Here is a 17,618-nt window from a genome sequence, read left to right as displayed (position 1 = left end):
ATTTGGCACGACGTTGCCTCCAGGCAGGTTGACCTATACAAGCCACATGCCAACTTCATCAGCAATTATCATGGCCACTATTTAGACATCACGTCCAGAATAATAAAAGCCTTTGTTTTTATTGAATTTTTTAAAATTTCCGCTCATCGACTCAGACGAGTGAATCCATTCACCTCCGTTTTCCCAGCATCACACTCCCGCCCGCCGTCAAATTTACTTCCGCCATATTGGAACAACCGCCAAAAAGTTCCCTAAGGTGCCAAAAAAAGTAAGTCACAAATTAATGCGAAGTTGATCACATAATGGTGCAAGAGGAACTGGCTACATCAACCCCGGGTCATGGCTATAACCGACTCAGGAGCGACCCATGACCGCCCTCACCCTTGCCACCTATAACGTCAATGGCATTCGCGCTCGGCTGCCCATGCTCCTGCAGTGGCTGGAGCGGGAGCAGCCCGACATCGTCTGCCTGCAGGAACTGAAGGCCAAGTCCGCCGACTTTCCCCAGGCGGAGCTGGAAGCGGCGGGCTACGGTGCGCTATGGGATGGACAGCCGTCCTGGAATGGGGTCGCTATCCTGGCGCGGGGCGACCAGCCCCTGGAGATTCGGCGCGGCCTGCCGGGACTGGCCGAAGATCCGCAACGCCGCTATCTGGAAGCGGCGGTCAAGGGCGTGGTCGTCGCCAGCCTCTATCTGCCCAACGGCAACCCCTGGCCTGGTCCTAAATTCGACTACAAACTGGCCTGGTTCGAGCGCTTCATCGACCACGCTCAGAGTCTGTTGGAGAGTGGTCATCCGGTAGTGCTGGCCGGGGACTACAACGTGGTGCCGACCGACCATGACATCTACGATCCGAAGTCCTGGCGCAAGGACGCCCTGCTGCAACCCGAGAGCCGTGACTGTTTCGAACGCCTATTGCGTCAAGGCTGGCTGGATGCCCTCCGGGCCTGCCATCCGGACGAGGCGATCTACACCTACTGGGACTATTTTCGCCAACGCTGGCAGCGCAACGCCGGCCTGCGCATCGATCATCTGTTGCTGAGTCCGGCACTGCAGGATTCCTTGCAGGAAGCGGGCGTGCATCGCTGGGTACGCGGCCTGGAAAAGACCAGCGACCACGCCCCCACCTGGATTCGCTTCAAGGCCCCTGCCTGAGCGCGCTCAGGCGTCGCGCAGCAGATCGTTGGCATTGAGCAGCGCGAAGAGGACTTCCGGACGCTGGTTAAGACCACGGCGCACCGCCGCCGGTATCGACTGATGGAGCTTGCGGCACAGTCCCGGTCGCGGCTGCAATTCGATCAGCATGCCACGGGCGCTGCGTACCTCTCCGGGTCCCGGCCCGATCTCCAGGCGGATGCCAAGCTGTTCCTGCAGGCGCTGCTGCAGTCGCTCCAGCTCAGCTACGCTGGCGATGTTTTCCAGCCGTTCCAGTAGCCGCTGCTCTTCCTGGCGATTGAGCAACAGCGCTCGGGCATCACCGGCGGGGTCCGCCAGAATGGCGTCACGCTCGCAGGTGCAGACACCAGGTGGACAGGGAGCACGCAGGGAAGCCATCTGACCTCGATTCCTCTTCTTCAGGGGCAACAGGAATAGGCCCGCGGCTCCACCCTAGCGATAGTGGCAGCGGTCACGCAATGCAGCCTTGTTGGAAGAGGCAATTGCCGGTCTTCAGCAGACCTTCAGGTCACTACCCGGACTCCCAGAGCTGCGATCAATTCATACCCGATCCGTATAGATAACCAAACGAGCTAAAGGCATAGCTAAAGCTTATTTTTTGGCATAACAACTACCACGTAGGATGATGCTTTGACTGCCTACGACCTCACCATGCCTACGCTCTCGTCCGATCTGCTGATCGTCCCTGCGGATCAGCAAAGTACCCTGACCATCCGCGCCAAGGCACTGGCCTTCGCCGATCCCCGCTCCCGACAGCTGCTCGAACAACTGGACGAGTGGGCACCCTTGCCAAGCCCTGTCGTACTGTCAGGCGAATGGGGAACCGGGCGCGAGCTACTGGCGCGTCGGCTGCACGAACGCAGCGGCCGAAGCGGCCTGTTCAGCAGCCTGAATTGCGCCTCGCTCAGTCGCCGACATGGCGCTGCCGAATTGTTTGGCTATGTCCCCCGGGCCTATGCCGGCACCTCTGGCAGCCGCCTGGGCTGGTTCGGCACCGCTCACGAGGGCAGCCTCTATCTCGACGAAATCGCCGACCTGCCTGGCGCGTTGCAGGAAGAGCTGGTGGAGGTCCTGCTGGACGGCAGCATCCTGCGCCTGGGCAGTAGCTTACGCACAGCCGTGGATGTCCGCCTGATCGCCGGTTCCAGCGTCGACCTGGCACAGGCGGTTCAGGCGGGTAACTTCTCTGCTCGCCTCTGGGCGCTGCTTGCGCCAGGTCTGGTGGCCGTCCCGCCGCTCCGTGAGCGCCCGGCCGACCTGCTACCGCTGGCCCGGTATTTCCTCCAGCAGCACGCGGACCGTCTCGACGGCAGGGCGCCAGAGCTGACGACCCAGGACCAGGCTGCATTGATCGCCTATCCCTGGCCGGGAAACATTCGCGAACTTGAACAGGTTCTCCATACCGCGCTGTTGACTGCCTCGACGTCAGGACTCCAGCTTGGCAAGCTGCTGCCACTGTCCCTGGTACCCCGCTGAACTCTGCCGACAGACGGCAGTCCTAGCCGCGTACCCTTGTTCGAGTCCCAGCATGACCACCCTGTCCATCCTGTCGATGCCCACTCCGCCATAGCCAGCGGCTGCCATCTTTCCCAGGAAAGATGACCGGAATCCTCGTTTTGTTGCCTCGCGCGGCAGACGTTGACTCGTGTGGGAAAAGCCCAGGGCTTTTCAGGAATCGACCGACAGGACGTACGTCTTCCGCTGAAGACGTTCAGGCATGCTTTCATGAATATTGTGATCACTGGCCGTTCCGGCCAAGTTTCGCGCGCCTTGCAGCGCGAGTTCGGTAGCACCCATCAATTGACCGTGCTGGGTCAGGCGGATCTCGATCTGGCCCGGACCGAGCAACTGCGCGCGGCCTTCGACCAGCTGGCACCCGACCTCATTCTCAACGCCGCCGCCTATACCGCGGTGGATCAGGCCGAAGAAGACGTCGAGCGTGCCGAGGCCATCAATGCCCGGGCGCCGCAGATCCTGGCCGAGCTGGCGCGCGAACGGGATATCCCTTTCGTGCACTACTCATCCGACTATGTCTTCGATGGCAGACGCCGCCAGCCTTACACCGAGAGCTGCATCCCAGCGCCTCTCAGTGTCTATGGCCGCTCCAAGCTGGCGGGCGAGCAAGGGGTGCTGGCGGCAGGGGGTCGCGCCCTGGTGTTGCGCACCTCCTGGGTCTACTCCCATGACGGCCAATGCTTCTTCAACACCATGCGCCAACTGCTGGCCGAGCGCGACGAATTGCATGTGGTGGAGGATCAGCTCGGCGCCCCCACCTGGGCCCCTACCATCGCCACGGCCACTCGCCAACTGGTCGAACGCCTGCTGACGCACGACGACGTCGGTGGCCTCTATCACCTGACCAATGCGGGTCAGACCTCCTGGTACGGCTTCGCCGCCGCCATTGCCGAACGCCTGGATCAACGCGGCGAGCTGCGCGCGCGTCTCTATCCCACCACGACCGAACATTACCCCACGCCGGCGACGCGACCGCTCTACTCCTGTCTCGACTGCAGCAAGGTCGAGGCGGTTTTGCCGAGCGCCCTGCCGGACTGGCAGGCCGACTTCGACCGCTGCTGGGCACGGTTAGAAAGCGATAGAACGCTGAATTGAGCGGGCCGGACCCCGGCGGCGCCTGTCCGCCGGGCCGCCTCGGTTTCAGCCGCAGGCGATGGCGTCCCCCTCAACGGCTTTCCCGTTCCCCACCCTGGTAGGTGGCTTCCGCTACGTCCTCGTTGGGCGCAGGATGGCCCGGCAGATTCGGTAGCGCCTTGGCCCTTTCCAGGTCGATGCCGGCGCCCTGGGCCACCTGGGTGCCATAGTCCGGGTCGCAATGCCAGAAGTGCCAGACCATCCGCAGCTGGATGTCTTCGGGACAGGCCTGCATGTCGGCAACCAGGTTGGCGATGAGATCGTCCCGTTCCCAATCTTCGAAGCTGCGATAGCGCGCGCCGGTCTGCTGGTAATCGGCAGCCGTCTTGCGAGATTGATAGCGCCCCAGATGGCCCTCGATCCACTGACGATACTCGTGCTGCGGCCGCGGCGCCTCGCGCAGGCCACCCTGGGAGCTGGGCTCGTAATTGACGTGGGGATTGCTCCCGCTGCGATCCACCTGCAGCGCCATCTGACCATCGCGCTGATTGGTGGCGTAGGGGCATTTGGGGGCATTGATCGGCAATTGCAGATAGTTGGCGCCGACCCGATAGCGCTGGGTATCGGAATAGGACAGGGTCCGCCCTTGCAGCATCTTGTCGTCGGAAAAGTCGATGCCTTCTACCAGCACGCCCGTGCCGAAGGCGGCCTGCTCGGTTTCGGCGAAGACGTTCGAGGGATTGCGATCCAGCACGAGCCGGCCCACCGGCAGCAGGGGAAATTGGTCCTCCGGCCAGCGCTTGGTGTCGTCCAGAGGATCGAAGGGCAATTCGTCGTGTGCCTCGTCCGTCATGATCTGCACGCACATCTCCCACTCGGGATAGTCACCCCGCTCGATGGCGTCGTAGAGATCGCGACTGGCATGGCCCACGTCGTATTTCTGGATCTCGGCTGCCTGCTCGCTGGTGAGATTCCTGATGCCCTGTCTGGGTTCGAAGGAAAACTTGCACAGCACCGCCACGCCCTGGTCGTTGACCAGCTTGTAGGTGTTCACGCTGGACCCCTGCATGTGCCGATAGTCCGCCGGGATGCCCCAGGGACTCTTCACCCAGGTCACCATGTGCAGGGCTTCCGGATGATGCTGGACGAAATCGTAGAAGCGCCAGGGCTCCTGGCGATTGGTGATGGGGTCGGGCTTGAAAGCATGGATCATGTCGGGAAACTTGATCGCGTCGCGAATGAAGAACACCTTCAGATTGTTGCCCACCAGATCCCAGTTGCCGTCCTCGGTATAGAACTTGATCGCGAAGCCCCGCGGATCGCGCGCGGTCTCCGGTGACTCCTTGGCACCGATGACGGTGGAAAATCTCAGGAAGACCGGCGTCTTCACCCCGGTCCTGGTCAGCACCTTGGCGCAGGTGTAGCGGCTGGCCGGCTCATCGCCGATGGTGCCGTAGGCTTCGAAGCAACCATGAGCAGCGGTCCCCCGGGCATGCACGACCCGCTCGGGCACCCGCTCCCGGTCGAAGTGAGTGATTTTCTCGATGAACTGATAGTTTTCCAGCGTGGCAGGGCCTCGCTCGCCCACGCTGCGCAGGCTCTGATTGTCCCGTACCGGATGACCCTGGCGGGTCGTGAGAGTGATCTTGTCGTCGCTCATGGTGGTCTCCAGGCTAGTCACGTCGAACACAGCAGTGACCGGACCCGTCCACAGCAGTTGTCCTCTGTCAGACGAGCTGTCCAGAGACGAAACGGCGCCACGGTCGCTTATGCTGACCACCCGAGGCTCTAGCCGATACCTCTCGTCCGTTCGGCGGAAATAATTGCTGATCGCGCTATCGATCCCATCCAGACTGTTCATCGTCAGTCGATAAGACTCATGGCGATACTCTCCAACAAGAACAGCAGCCGGAGCCTCCCATGGCAGAAGAATATGAAAGCGACCTGCAGCCCTTCTCGCAACCTGCGTGCGAATCCGACTTCAACGAGATGGCCGCGGCCGTTGCGACCGCCAGTTGCATGTGGGCGCTGACAACCTTGATCGCGGTGGTCGGGGGCTACCATGGTGGTGTGGTCACCAACACCATCAACCTGCTGGTAGTGGCCGCAGGCGCGCTGGGCTACCTTGGGCGACGCTGGCAACTGAGGCGCCGATATCGCTCTGGGCGCCGTACCAGAGCTTTTCCGCAGCGCTAATACTCTGCCTACTGGTTCTCAGCCAGAGCGGAACTGGCTATCATCAGAGCCCTGAAATCATGGCAGGGATGCTCATGTCTTATCTGGTCTTGACCCGTCGCACCGACGAAATCATCAATCTATCCCTGAAACCGGGAGCCGATGAAGAGCAGGTGCTGGATCTGCTGTTCAACGGCGGCATCAATATCCGCATTCTCAAGGTTCAGGGCGATCGCGTACAGGTAGGCATTCAGGCCCCTGCCGACATCAGCATCATGCGCCAGGAGTTGCTGCCCTTCTGACTCGGCCGGTAGCTGGCGTAGCTACCGCAACCAGGGCGAATGGCGATTGCGCACGTACTCGAAGCGCCCGTCCAGCCCACGCCATTCCACCCCCTGCCAGAGCTCCGGTGCCAGCGTGCCTTCCGCCTGCAGATCCGCCCGGTAATGCGCGAAGTACGGTTGGCCATCGCGCAGCACGATGACGTTGTGGCGTTCTTCGATCTGGGCGATCAGATCCAGTACCGCTTCGGCCGAGCGCCCGCCGCTCAGGCAATAGCAACTCCCATACTGGTGAAGCATGCTTTCGAAGCGGTAACGATAGAGGGTGCAGCGATCGGTTTCGAGGTGAACGCTCTGCCCCTTGGCATCCTGCAGGGCATGATGAACGCAGTGATCGCAGTCTTCGAACTCCTGACGCGACTCCACCCACTCACCGAGAAACTGCTTCTTCCACCGCCACACCAGCAGCCCACGATCTTCAGGCCGTGAATACACGCTGACCTTGTAGAACATCGCTCGACTCCTCTTTTATTGTTATGCGCCGAAGTCACCTTCCAAGGTCTGCCGTTTGCCGCTCGCCCCTTGGGATCGCACGCGCTGTGGCGTACGTTTTCAGCATCGCTCCATTTGCCTGGGGCGTCCAGCCATTCCCAGGCGCCGGCCACTACCGCTCGACGGCGCGCAGTTTCGTCGACGCCATTGCGCTTGACTGCCGAAAAAGTCGCGGCTTCGTCCAATTTCCATACAAGATGCAAGCGGCGGCACTTGCCGGATCAGCTGTTCCAGATCACGGCAAAACCCCACTCCAGAGCCGGATACAAGACAGGTACAGCTTTTCGTACCGCCTATCAGGCAACTCGATGTGGCCTGCTCAAGTTCTCTGCAGCGGACTAGTATTCAGCCAACATCGGCGCCTGGACCGATTCAAAGGCTCGCGTTAACAAGGACTTGGCAGGTCCTGACGTCATGCTGCCGACGCCAAACCGCGTTGCCGACGAGCAGTTGAAGAGGCGCTCCAGAGCGCTCGTCCTTTCGATAGTGATAAAGGCAAAGCTACTCGAAGAATCCCTTATCGACTCAAGGACTTTTTATGTCTGGTCTGGATAGCGACTTCAACGAAGCGCTTCATTACGCCATCAGAAACTGCCCTGCCCGTACGCCTGAGCAACGGGCCGCCATCGACCATGCCGAGAAGGTCATCCGCCAGGGGCCAGCCGCGCTCTCTCCGCTGGAGCGCAAGACCCTGGTCTTGGAACTGGGCTTCTGGCTGGACCGTTACCAGCGCCTGCAGGAATTCTCCGGCCAACGCCTGGTTGGTGCAGCGGCGGAGCCAAGCTGCTGCCTTGCGAACCAGGTCAGGGGCAAGGCTAGCTAGCCAAACGTCAGGCAATAAAAAACCCCGAGGTGCCTGGCACGCTCGGGGCTTCTGGATATGGCGGAGAGATAGGGATTTGAACCCTAGGAGCCATTGCTGACTCAACGGATTTCGAATCCGTCCCGTTCGACCACTCCGGCATCTCTCCAACGCGGCGCATGATACCAGCCATGGGGGCAAAAGCGAACAAGCAATTGCAAAAAAAGCTCTGGTATCAGCGGCTTGCGTTTAGAGTGGGACGCCCAGGCGCTGGGCGACCTCTTCGTAGGCCTCGATCACGCCGCCCAGACCCTGGCGGAAGCGATCCTTGTCCATCTTCTTGCGGGTTTCCTTGTCCCAGAGACGGCTGCCGTCCGGGCTGAATTCGTCGCCCAGCACGACCTTGCCGTGGAACAGGCCGAATTCGAGCTTGAAGTCCACCAGCAGCAGGCCGGCGTCGTCGAACAGCTGCTTGAGGATGTCGTTGATGCGGAAGGTCAGCGCCTTCATCTCGGCCAGTTGGTCGAGGGTGGCCCAGCCGAAGGCCTGGACATGGCTTTCGTTGACCATGGGGTCGTGCAGCGCATCGTTCTTCAGGAAGAGTTCGAAGGTCGGCGGCGTCAGCTCCAGGCCCTCTTCCACGCCCAGACGGCGCACCAGGCTGCCAGCAGCGAAGTTGCGCACCACGCACTCCACCGGAATCATCTCGAGCTTCTTGACCAAGCACTCGTTGTCGCCCAGCAGTTGTTCGAACTGGGTGGGGATACCGGCGGCTTCCAGCTTCTGCATGACGAAGGCGTTGAACTTGTTGTTCACCATGCCCTTGCGCTCGAGTTGCTCGATGCGCTCGCCATCGAAGGCAGAGGTATCGTTGCGGAACAACAGGACCAGGCGATCGGGATCGTCGGTGGTGAATACCGACTTGGCCTTGCCACGGTAGAGTTCTGCGCGTTTTTCCATCTTGGACTCCGGTTCGAATGGCTTGCAGGCTGTGGACGAACGCAGGTGAGACGAGCGGTTCGGGACGAGTACAGCCGGGAAGCGCAGTTTACATAGGATCGTGGGTATTTTGGCCGTGCAGCAGCGCCTGGCCGCGAAAGAAAACCGGGTCAGCGCCTCAGGCGATGGCCTGCCACTCCAGTCCCTGCTGCTGATCGGCGATCTGCAGCCAGTCCGCGTCGCAGCCGAGCACGTTGGTAAAGCAGGCGCGGGCAAGCCAGGGGTTGTTGTTCTTTTCGCTCAGGTGGGCGAGCACCAGATGCTGCAGGCCCGGACAGGCCAGCTCCATCACCAGCTCGGCCGATTGCCGGTTGTTGAGGTGGCCACGCACCCCGCCGACCCGTGCCTTGAGGTGATAGGGATAGGGGCCCGCGGCGAGCATGTTGCTGTCGTGGTTGGCTTCGATCACCAGGGCATCAAGGTCCCGGTAATGCGCCAGCACCCCGGGGGTGGCCTCGCCGAGATCGGTGAGCACGCCCAGACGCTTGCGGCCATCGTCGAAGACGAACTGGGTCGGCTCGAGGGCGTCATGGGACACTTGCACCACGGTCACTTCCAGCGCGTCCAGCACCAGCCGTTCGCCGTCCACCAGCAGGCCCTGGGCGGCCACCGGCTTGCGCAGGCCACGACCGGTACCGGCGCTGTAATAGACCGGCACCCCGTGCTTGCGCGCCAGGAGCTCGACGCCCTGCACGTGATCGGAGTGTTCGTGGGTGACCAGGACGGCGTCCAGCTGGGCAGGTACCACGCCCAGCCGGGCCAGACGACGTTCGGCTTCCCGCAGGGAGAAGCCGCAGTCGATCAGCACATAGCTGTTATGGCTGTGCACCAGGGTCGAGTTGCCCCGACTGCCGCTGCCCAGGATTGCGAAGCGCATACTGCATGCTCGTCTGAAGCTTTTTCAGCACGCCTTCGGCGATGTCCTGGGGTGCTGCGGTGTTGATGGTCTTGTCCAGGGTGACCTGGACGGTGTTGCCCACCGAGGTGAGGCGCACCTGGAAGCGCCGTGCGCGGGCGTCTTCCTCTTCCTTGGTCTCGCCCTTGCCGAACATGCGGCCGAAGAAGCCCGGCTTGCGCTCTTCGGGCTTCTGCGCGCCTTCGGCGATGTTCACGTAGTAGACGCCCAGGCTGCGATCCATGTCGTCGACGCGGATGTCGGCGCCTTCGATGGCGCGACCCACGCTGGACCAGGCGCGATTCAAATCGCTTTCCAGCACCAGCATGGGCACGCCGCTGCCGTCGACCTCGTAGGTCACGCGCTCGGGGGTGTCGTAGCCACCGGCGGCCAGCAGCGAGACCGAGCCACTGCCCTGCTCGCTACGGTCCAGGCCGGCCAGCACCTGATTCAGCAGGGCGTCATCGAGCGCCGAGCTGTTCTGGCTGCTGGACCAGGACGGCTCGCTGGAGCTGCCCTGGCTGCGGGTCTGGGTCTGGAGGAAGATCTCGCTGCTGCCCGATTGCACGCCCGGCTCGATGCGCAGGCGGGTGCGCAGCTCGGTGCCCGGCTGCAGGCGGCCATTGGTGCTCAGGCTGCGGGCCAGGGGCGTCGACAGCTCGGTCGGCGACTGCCAGGCGGTGATGATCTCACCGGTCTGCGGACGCTCTTCGGCGATGCGGAAGCCATTGTCGGTCAGGTACTGACGGGCCACCGGCCAGACGTTGGCCGGGACCTTCTGGGCGGCCAGCCAGCGGGCGTTGCCGCTGCGCTGCACGCTGAACTGCTCGTTGCCACTGCCCTGGACGGCCAGCGCCTGGGGTTTCGGCACTTCGAAGCCATAGGAGCGATTCTGGGTGTCGGCCACGTTGGCCGGGATCGGCAGCAGCGGATCCATAGGTTTGGCCTGGACATCGGTCGGCACCTGCATGGGGCCGGTTTCGCGGGATTCGAGATAGTCATTGCCGCGATCGCGGAAATAACCGTGCTCGCCCCACACCCAGCTGCAGCCACTGGCGGTGGCCACGGCCAGCCCCAGGGTGGTCAAACCCAGAACACGTTTCATCGACTGTTTCCTGATCACGCCAGCACTCCCGCCTGACGCAGGGCCTGACGTACCACTTCATGGCAGCGCGAGCTCAGCCAGGTCAGCGGCAGGCGGATACCGGCGTCGATCATGCCCATTTCGTGGAGGGCCCACTTCACCGGGATCGGATTCGATTCGATGAACAGATTCTTGTGCAGCGGCATCAGCTTTTCGTTGAGCGCGCGTGCGGTGTCGGCGTCGCCCCGCATGGCGGCGGCGCAGAGTTCGCTCATCGCCCTGGGCGCCACGTTGGCAGTCACCGAGATGTTGCCCTTGCCGCCCAGCAGCATGAGCTCCGCAGCGGTGGCGTCATCGCCCGAGTAGACCAGGAAGTCCTTGCTGACACGGGAGAGGATGTCGCGTGCGCGGGCCAGGTCGCCGGTGGCTTCCTTGATACCGATGATGTTCGGCACCTTGGCCAGGCGCTCGACGGTCTCGGCCAGCATGTCGCAGGCGGTACGGCCCGGCACGTTGTAGAGGATCTGCGGGATGGCGACGGTTTCGGCGATCATGCGGAAGTGCTGATACAGCCCTTCCTGGGTCGGCTTGTTGTAGTAGGGCACGACCAGCAGACAGGCATCGGCGCCCGCGTCCTTGGCGGCGCGGGTCAGGTCGATGGCCTCACGGGTGGAATTGCCACCGGTGCCGGCAATGACCGGGATGCGGCCCTTGACCTGCTCGACCACATGACGGATCACGGCCACGTGCTCGTCGACGTCGACCGTGGCGGATTCACCCGAGGTGCCCACCGCGACGATGGCGTCGGTGCCTTCGGCGAGATGGAAGTCCACCAGCTTGGTCAGGTTGTCCCAGTCGATACGCCCCTGGGCGTCCATAGGGGTGACCAGCGCCACCATGCTCCCCGCAATCATGCAACCGCTCCTGCCGGAAAAAGAGAGCGGTAATGGTACTGACGCCTCTGCGCCAGCACAAGCAACGTGCCCCCAACGGGCATTCCCCCCGCGGGCGCTTTTCGCTACCCTTTCGCCTTTGCCAGTCTGTATCTCCCCCTGCCAGGAACCCTAATGTCCGCTACCCCCCCGATTCGCGAACAATTTCTCGTCATCAGTGCGCTGGGCGCCAATCCCATGGAACTGACCAACGTGCTCTACCGCAGCTGCATGGACAACCGGTGCGCGGTGGTCAGCAGCCGGCTGAGCCGCCACGGGGAATACAGCGCGTTGATCCTGCAGGTCTCGGGCAACTGGGACGGTCTGGCGCGCCTCGAAGGGGGCCTCGCCGGCCTTGGCAAGCGTCACGGCTTCACCGTCGGCGTCACCCGCAGCGCCGCCCTGGAGAATCGCCCCCAGGCCCTGCCGTACGTCGTCTATGTCAGCGCCGCCTATCGTCCGGACATCCTCAACGAACTCTGCCAGTTCTTCGCTGACCACAAGATCGAGGTGGAGAACCTGGTCTGCGATTCCTACCAGGCGCCCCAGACCGGCGGCACCATGCTCAACGCCACCATCACCGTGACCCTGCCGGCTGGCACCCAGATCAGTTGGCTGCGCGACCAGTTCCTGGATTTCGCCGACGCCCTCAATCTCGATGCCCTGATCGAGCCCTGGCGCCCGCAGAGCAACTGACAGGACCCGCAAGGAGCTGCCCATGAGCGTGACCCTCGACCAACCGCTTCCGGATTTCCAGGCCCAGGCCACCAGCGGCCTCGAGGTCTCGCCCGCCAGCCTGCACGGTCGCCAGGCGGTGCTGTACTTCTATCCCAAGGACAACACCCCCGGCTGCACCACCCAGGGCCAGGGCTTTCGTGATCTGCACGAGCAGTTCCAGGCGGCCGACACCCTGATCATGGGCGTCAGCCGTGACAGCCTGCGCACCCACGAAAATTTCCGCACCAAGCAGGGCTTTCCCTTCGAGCTGATCAGCGACAAGGACGAGACCCTCTGCCAGCTGTTCGACGTGATGCGGCAAAAGAAGCTCTATGGCAAGGATTACATCGGCGTGGATCGCAGCACCTTCCTCATCGACCGGGAAGGTGTGGTGCGCCAGATCTGGCGCGGCGTGAAGGTGCCCGGGCACGTCGCCGAGGTGCTGGCCGCCGCCCAGGCGCTGAACGGAGCCTGATCAGGCCTTGCGCAGCCAGTAGCGGAAGGTCTCCCCTGCCACCTCTTCACCCACCAGAGCGTGTCCCGACAGCTTGGCGAAGGTGCGGAAGTCGCGTTGCGAGCCGGCATCGGTGGCCGTAACGGCGAGGACCTCGCCGGTTGCCAGACGGTTGAGTTCCAGCTTGGCTTTGAGCAACGGCATGGGACAGCTCAGGCCGGTGGCGTCCAGCTGGGCGGTCACCGCGCCGGTGTAGGGTTGGCTCAGGTCGGCCATGGGATTCTCCATTGTGGGGTACGCCAGTGTCAGGGTCGCTAGGCACCTAGACGGCGGGCCGCTAAAGTAGCCCTTTTGCGGCCACGAGTCATGCCATGAAAGTCCTGCGCCCTGCCCTGCTGTCCCTGGCGCTGCTCGCCGCGCCCTTCCTGGCGCAGGGGGCGAACGATCTGCCGTCGCTGGGCGATGCCAGCTCTTCGATCGTCTCGCCCGAGCAGGAGTTTCAGATGGGCCGCGCCTGGCTGAGCATGTTGCGCGGCCAGGTCCCGGCCATCAACGATCCGCAGCTCAAGCAATTCGTCGAACAGACCGTCTACAAGCTGGCCGAGACCAGCGACCTGCAGGACCACCGCCTGGTCTTCATCCTGATCAAGGATCCGGAGATCAACGCCTTCGCCGCGCCCGGCGGGGTGATCGGGGTCAATGGCGGGCTGTTCCTGAAGTCGGAGACCGAAGCCGAGTACGCGGCGGTCATGGCCCATGAGCTGGGTCACCTCATCCAGCGCCACTTCGCCCGCGGGGTGGAAAACCAGCAGCGCATGCAGTTGCCGCTGATGGCCGCGCTGCTCGCCGGTATCGTAGCTGCGGCCGCGGGCGGTGGCGATGCAGGAATCGCCGCCATTGCCTCGACCCAGGCGGCGGCCATCCAGAGCCAGTTGCGCTTTTCCCGGCTCAATGAGCAGGAGGCCGACCGGGTCGGCATCGTCAATCTGGAGCGCGCCGGCTACGATCCGCGCGCGATGCCAGAGATGTTCGGCCGTCTCGCCCGCCAGTATCGCTATGACCGCACCCCGCCGGAATTCCTGCTGACCCACCCGGTCACCGACAGCCGGATCGCCGATACCCAGGCGCGTGCCGAGCGTTTTCCCAAGGGCGGCGTCGAGGACAGCAAGCGCTTCCAACTCATGAAGGTGCGTGCTCAGATGTATTTCGAGGAAACCGCCGGCCTGCTGGTGAAGCGCTATAGGGCCCAGCTGCAGGAAAAACCGGACAACGACGCTGTACGCTACGGCCTGGCCATGGGACTGACCAAGCAGGGTCAGCTCAACGAAGCGCGCGACACCCTGGCGCCGCTGCTGCGCAAGGCGCCGGACGATATCAGCTACAACCTTGCCCAGGTCGATCTGGACATCACCGCCAATCGCCTGCCCGACGCCCAGAAACGGGTGCAGCGGCTGCTGGAGCTCTATCCGGACGATCTGGCCGTGAGTCTGGCCCAGGTGGACATGCTCGGCCGCACCAAGCAGGCCAAGGCCGCCAGCCAACTGCTCGACAAGCTGCTCAAGCAGCGGCCGATCGATCCGGATCTGTGGAACCAGGCGGCGGACGTCCGCGGCCAGGCCGGTGATCTGGTCGGGGTGCACCAGGCGCGGGCCGAATACTTCGCCCTGACCGGCGACTACAACCAGGCCATCCAGCAACTGGGCTTCGCCAAGCAACGCGCGGCCAGCAACTATCAGCTGGCCGCGCGGATCGACGCCCGTCAGCAGGAGATGATCGCCCAGCGCAAGCTGAGCGAAGAGATCCTGCGCTAGCGTCCCAGGCAGCGCCTATTAGGCGTTGCCCTTGATCCTTAGCTGCAGCGCCTGGGTGAAGTCGAGCATGCGCTTGAGCGGCTTGACCGCCCGGGGGATGAGGGCTGGATCGACCAGCACCTCGCCGGAGCCGTCGAGCAGGCAGTTGAGGGTGCGCTCCAGGGTATTCATCGCCATCCAAGGGCAGTGGGCACAGCTGCGGCAGGCGGCGCCGTTGCCGGCGGTGGGCGCCTCGATGAAGGTCTTGTCCGGACAGGCCTGCTGCATCTTGTAGAAGATGCCGCGATCGGTGGCGACGATGAACTGGCGATTGGGCAGCGTCTGGGCGGCCTTGATCATCTGGCTGGTGGAACCGACATGGTCAGCCAGTTCGATCACCGCCTCGGGCGATTCCGGATGCACCAGAATGGCGGCCTCCGGGTAGAGCCGCTTGAGGTCTTCCAGCTGGCTGGCCTTGAACTCCTCGTGGACGATGCAGGAGCCTTCCCACAACAGCATGTCGGCACCGGTCTCGCGCTGGATGTAGCGACCCAGGTGACGATCGGGCGCCCAGAGGATGGTCTCGTCGTTGTCCATCAAGTGCTCGACGATATCCAGCGCGCAGCCGGACGTCACTACCCAGTCCGCGCGCGCCTTCACGGCGGCGGAGGTGTTGGCATAGACGACCACGGTGCGCTCGGGGTGCTGGTCGCAGAAGGCGGAGAATTCGTCCACCGGGCAGCCCAGGTCCAGGGAGCAGGTGGCTTCCAGGGTCGGCATCAGCACCCGCTTTTCCGGGTTGAGGATCTTGGCCGTCTCGCCCATGAACTTGACCCCGGCCACCACCACGGTGGACGCCGGATGGCGATTGCCGAAGCGGGCCATCTCCAGGGAATCGGCGACGCAACCGCCGGTCTCCTCGGCCAGGGCCTGGATCAGCGGATCGGTGTAGTAGTGGGCCAGCAGTACCGCGTTCTGCGCCTTGAGCTCGCGGGCGATGGCGGTCTTGTAGGCCGCGATCTCGTCCGGACCGAGCGCCTTGGGCTGCTTGGCGGCCAGATGGGCCTGGACCAGGAGACGTTCGGAAATCTGCACCATGGCGGGTACCTGAAAACGGGGGTCGTCAAGGCCGCGCATCATAGCAGCATCCTCGCCGACTCCCTATGGTCGCCCGCGGCTCCTCCGTGATGAGTGGCCATGTGCCGCTAATGTCTGGCAACACTTGGCTTTTCACTTCTCCAGCGGCCGGGGGTCCGACACAGGAACGCCCGGCGAGCGTCTCGCCGGCCCCTGCTGCTGGAGACCTATCGTGCCGCCCCGTTCGACCTCGCGCTCCCGGACCCCCGATCACGCTCTCGCCACCCTCCTCGATGAGCTACGCGCCCTGCACGGCGCTCTGCAACAGGCCAGCGCGGACCCACGGCTGGATCGGCAGGCGCTCAATCCCGCCTACCGGGCCAGCGCGCAGAACCTGCTCGCCTATCTGGCGTTGCGCGACGGCGATCTGCATGACCTGCAGCTGCAACTCTCCGCCCTGGGGCTGTCGTCCTTGGGGCGCTCCGAAGCTGCCGTGCTGCCGACCGTGGCGACCCTCATCAACACCCTGGAGCGCCTGCTCGGTGGCCGCCCGGCGGCGCGGCCGACAGCCAGGGCGGCCAATCCCCTGGCCGACCATGCGCGGGCACTGTTCGGCACGCCCGCCTCCGCGCGGGAGGTCCGCATCATGGTCACCTTGCCAAGCGAGGCCGCCGAGGATTACTCGCTGGTACGCGACCTGCTGGCGGGGCATATGGATTGCGCGCGCATCAACTGCGCCCACGACGAACCGGCCAGCTGGACGCGCATGATCGAACACGTGCGACGGGCCAGCGCGGAGCTGGACCAGCCCTGCAAGGTATTCATGGACCTGCCGGGCCCCAAGCTGCGCACCGGGCCCATCGCCACGGGCGTGGCGGTAAGGAAGGTGAAGCCCGAGCGCGACGCCCAGGGTCGCGTCCGCCAGCCGGCGCGGATCTGGCTGACCGGCCGCCGCCGGCCGCGACCGGCGCCCTCCCCCGCGGCGGCCAGTATTCAGGTAGGCGAGCGCTGGCTGAGCGGCTTGCAGCCAGGTGACCGGATCCAGCTGACGGACACGCGTCGGGCGCAGCGTCGCTGGACGATCGTCGAGGTCACGGACCGCGGCTGCTGGGCGGAGGCGGCCAAGACCACCTATCTCGCACCTGGGCTGCACCTGAGCGTCGAGCGCTACGGACGCAAGCGGCACAGCCGCATCGGTGACTTCGCTCCGCAGCCAGGCGCTCTGCGGTTGGCCGAGGATGACCTGCTGATCCTGACCGCCGACCAGACGCCCGGCCAGTCCGCCAGCCATGACAGCGGCGGTCGCCTGCTGACACCGGCCACCCTCGGCTGCACCCTGCCCCAGGTATTCGCCGACGTGCGCGGCGGCGAGCCGGTCTGGTTCGACGACGGCAAGATCGGCGGGGTGATCGAGCGCGCCGATCAAGACGCACTGCACGTCCGCATCACCCATGCGCCCGGCGGCGCCAAGCTCAAGGGCGACAAGGGCATCAACTTTCCCCAGAGCACCCTGCGGCTGGCAGCGCTGGGCGACCAGGACCTCGCCGCCCTCGCCTTTGCCGCCGAGCATGCCGACGGCATCGAGATGTCCTTCGTCAACAGCGCGGACGACGTCCGCGCCTTGCTCGTGGAATTGGAACGCCTGCAGGCCGACCACTTGGCCGTGGTATTGAAGATTGAGACCCGGCGTGGCTTCGACAACCTTCCCGCGCTGTTGCTGGCGGGAATGCAGCGCGGCGGATTCGGCGTCATGATCGCCCGTGGCGATCTGGCGGTGGAAGGCGGCTTCGAGCGTCTGGCGGCCCTGCAGGAAGACATCCTCTGCCTGTGCGAAGCGGCCCATGTGCCGGTGATCTGGGCGACCCAGGTCCTGGAAAACCTGGCCAAGAAGGGCTCACCTTCCCGCGCCGAGATCACCGATGCCGCCACCGGGGTCCGCGCCGAATGCGTGATGCTGAACAAGGGCCCGCACATCCTCAAGGCGGTCGCCACCCTGGATGAGCTGCTGGTGCGGATGCAGGGCTACAACAGCAAGAAGCGCCAGATGCTGCGCAAGCTGGAACTGGCCTCGCCCTGGGCGGACTGATCCGCCCA

Annotated in this window: 19 protein-coding genes and 1 tRNA gene; 10 read left to right on the top strand and 10 right to left on the bottom strand. The window is 63.9% G+C overall.

The window, feature by feature from the left end; all coding sequences use genetic code 11:
* The first annotated feature begins 367 nt into the window (after positions 1 to 367).
* The gene (gene xth / locus AX284_RS09260) at positions 368 to 1,156 is read left to right on the top strand and encodes an exodeoxyribonuclease III (RefSeq protein ID WP_068384828.1); all 789 of its coding nucleotides are present in this window, start codon (positions 368 to 370) and stop codon (positions 1,154 to 1,156) included.
* A 6-nt stretch (positions 1,157 to 1,162) separates the two neighbouring features.
* On the opposite strand, the gene AX284_RS09255 is transcribed toward xth, so the two are convergent.
* Positions 1,163 to 1,555, bottom strand: coding sequence for a hypothetical protein (locus AX284_RS09255; RefSeq protein ID WP_017640340.1), 393 nt, complete (start codon positions 1,553 to 1,555; stop codon positions 1,163 to 1,165).
* Between the two features lie 252 nt (positions 1,556 to 1,807).
* On the opposite strand from AX284_RS09255, the gene AX284_RS09250 reads away from it, so the two are divergent.
* Together AX284_RS09250 and rfbD are read left to right on the top strand one after the other, a co-directional pair.
* Positions 1,808 to 2,653 carry a sigma-54-dependent transcriptional regulator gene (locus AX284_RS09250; RefSeq protein ID WP_068384825.1) on the top strand — a complete coding sequence of 282 codons (846 nt, stop codon included), beginning with the start codon at positions 1,808 to 1,810 and terminating at the stop codon, positions 2,651 to 2,653.
* A gap of 249 nt (positions 2,654 to 2,902) precedes the next feature.
* A complete protein-coding gene (gene rfbD / locus AX284_RS09245) occupies positions 2,903 to 3,787 on the top strand; it encodes a dTDP-4-dehydrorhamnose reductase (protein WP_068384821.1) in 885 nt (294 codons plus the stop codon).
* 70 nt (positions 3,788 to 3,857) lie between these two features.
* Here rfbD and AX284_RS09240 read toward each other — a convergent pair whose 3' ends face one another.
* Positions 3,858 to 5,426: a catalase gene (locus AX284_RS09240; RefSeq protein ID WP_068384819.1), complete on the bottom strand. Its 1,569-nt coding sequence runs from the start codon at positions 5,424 to 5,426 to the stop codon at positions 3,858 to 3,860.
* Between the two features lie 260 nt (positions 5,427 to 5,686).
* On the opposite strand from AX284_RS09240, the gene AX284_RS09235 reads away from it, so the two are divergent.
* Both AX284_RS09235 and AX284_RS09230 read left to right on the top strand, forming a co-directional pair.
* The gene (locus AX284_RS09235; RefSeq protein ID WP_068384817.1) at positions 5,687 to 5,962 is read left to right on the top strand and encodes a hypothetical protein; all 276 of its coding nucleotides are present in this window, start codon (positions 5,687 to 5,689) and stop codon (positions 5,960 to 5,962) included.
* A 74-nt stretch (positions 5,963 to 6,036) separates the two neighbouring features.
* Positions 6,037 to 6,243 (top strand): carbon storage regulator, encoded by a 207-nt coding sequence (locus tag AX284_RS09230; RefSeq protein ID WP_068384886.1) that lies wholly within the window; start codon positions 6,037 to 6,039, stop codon positions 6,241 to 6,243.
* A 21-nt stretch (positions 6,244 to 6,264) separates the two neighbouring features.
* On the opposite strand, the gene AX284_RS09225 is transcribed toward AX284_RS09230, so the two are convergent.
* Complete coding sequence (locus AX284_RS09225; RefSeq protein WP_068384814.1) at positions 6,265 to 6,735, bottom strand: hypothetical protein; 471 nt, start codon at positions 6,733 to 6,735, stop codon at positions 6,265 to 6,267.
* Positions 6,736 to 7,312: 577 nt separating this feature from the next.
* Here AX284_RS09225 and AX284_RS09220 point away from each other — a divergent pair.
* Entirely contained in the window at positions 7,313 to 7,597 is a 285-nt protein-coding gene (locus tag AX284_RS09220) for a hypothetical protein (protein ID WP_017640333.1), read from the top strand.
* Between the two features lie 58 nt (positions 7,598 to 7,655).
* On the opposite strand, the gene AX284_RS09215 is transcribed toward AX284_RS09220, so the two are convergent.
* The 5 genes from AX284_RS09215 to dapA all read right to left on the bottom strand — a co-directional run bounded on the left by AX284_RS09215 (position 7,656) and on the right by dapA (position 11,468).
* Positions 7,656 to 7,745: transfer RNA gene (locus tag AX284_RS09215), tRNA-Ser, on the bottom strand.
* Between the two features lie 80 nt (positions 7,746 to 7,825).
* Entirely contained in the window at positions 7,826 to 8,536 is a 711-nt protein-coding gene (gene purC / locus AX284_RS09210) for a phosphoribosylaminoimidazolesuccinocarboxamide synthase (RefSeq protein WP_007162774.1), read from the bottom strand.
* Positions 8,537 to 8,693: 157 nt separating this feature from the next.
* Positions 8,694 to 9,452 (bottom strand): MBL fold metallo-hydrolase, encoded by a 759-nt coding sequence (locus tag AX284_RS09205; protein ID WP_068384812.1) that lies wholly within the window; start codon positions 9,450 to 9,452, stop codon positions 8,694 to 8,696.
* On the bottom strand, positions 9,391 to 10,575 hold the full coding sequence (gene bamC, locus AX284_RS09200; RefSeq protein ID WP_017640331.1) for an outer membrane protein assembly factor BamC: 1,185 nt from the start codon (positions 10,573 to 10,575) through the stop codon (positions 9,391 to 9,393). Before bamC ends, AX284_RS09205 begins: the two co-directional genes overlap by 62 nt.
* A 14-nt stretch (positions 10,576 to 10,589) precedes the next feature.
* Positions 10,590 to 11,468: a 4-hydroxy-tetrahydrodipicolinate synthase gene (dapA, locus tag AX284_RS09195; protein WP_017640330.1), complete on the bottom strand. Its 879-nt coding sequence runs from the start codon at positions 11,466 to 11,468 to the stop codon at positions 10,590 to 10,592.
* Between the two features lie 153 nt (positions 11,469 to 11,621).
* Between dapA and AX284_RS09190 the strand changes: the two genes are divergently transcribed.
* Together AX284_RS09190 and AX284_RS09185 are read left to right on the top strand one after the other, a co-directional pair.
* Complete coding sequence (locus tag AX284_RS09190; protein WP_007162770.1) at positions 11,622 to 12,182, top strand: glycine cleavage system protein R; 561 nt, start codon at positions 11,622 to 11,624, stop codon at positions 12,180 to 12,182.
* A gap of 22 nt (positions 12,183 to 12,204) precedes the next feature.
* Positions 12,205 to 12,678, top strand: a complete 474-nt coding sequence (locus tag AX284_RS09185; RefSeq protein WP_068384809.1) for a peroxiredoxin — start codon at positions 12,205 to 12,207, stop codon at positions 12,676 to 12,678.
* Here AX284_RS09185 and AX284_RS09180 read toward each other — a convergent pair whose 3' ends face one another.
* Positions 12,679 to 12,933, bottom strand: coding sequence for a sulfurtransferase TusA family protein (locus tag AX284_RS09180; RefSeq protein WP_017640328.1), 255 nt, complete (start codon positions 12,931 to 12,933; stop codon positions 12,679 to 12,681).
* Between the two features lie 95 nt (positions 12,934 to 13,028).
* Between AX284_RS09180 and AX284_RS09175 the strand changes: the two genes are divergently transcribed.
* Positions 13,029 to 14,468 (top strand): M48 family metalloprotease, encoded by a 1,440-nt coding sequence (locus AX284_RS09175; RefSeq protein ID WP_068384804.1) that lies wholly within the window; start codon positions 13,029 to 13,031, stop codon positions 14,466 to 14,468.
* A gap of 18 nt (positions 14,469 to 14,486) precedes the next feature.
* Here the strand turns inward: AX284_RS09175 and nadA are convergent, their stop codons facing one another.
* A complete protein-coding gene (gene nadA, locus AX284_RS09170; protein ID WP_026083760.1) occupies positions 14,487 to 15,545 on the bottom strand; it encodes a quinolinate synthase NadA in 1,059 nt (352 codons plus the stop codon).
* A gap of 211 nt (positions 15,546 to 15,756) precedes the next feature.
* On the opposite strand from nadA, the gene AX284_RS09165 reads away from it, so the two are divergent.
* Positions 15,757 to 17,610: a pyruvate kinase gene (locus tag AX284_RS09165; RefSeq protein WP_068384803.1), complete on the top strand. Its 1,854-nt coding sequence runs from the start codon at positions 15,757 to 15,759 to the stop codon at positions 17,608 to 17,610.
* The last annotated feature ends 8 nt before the right edge of the window (positions 17,611 to 17,618 follow it).

It is taken from the genome of Pseudomonas sp. HUK17 (genome assembly GCF_001566765.1).
The sequence above is the reverse complement of the archived record's forward strand: the minus strand, read 5'-3'. Positions and strand labels throughout refer to the sequence as shown.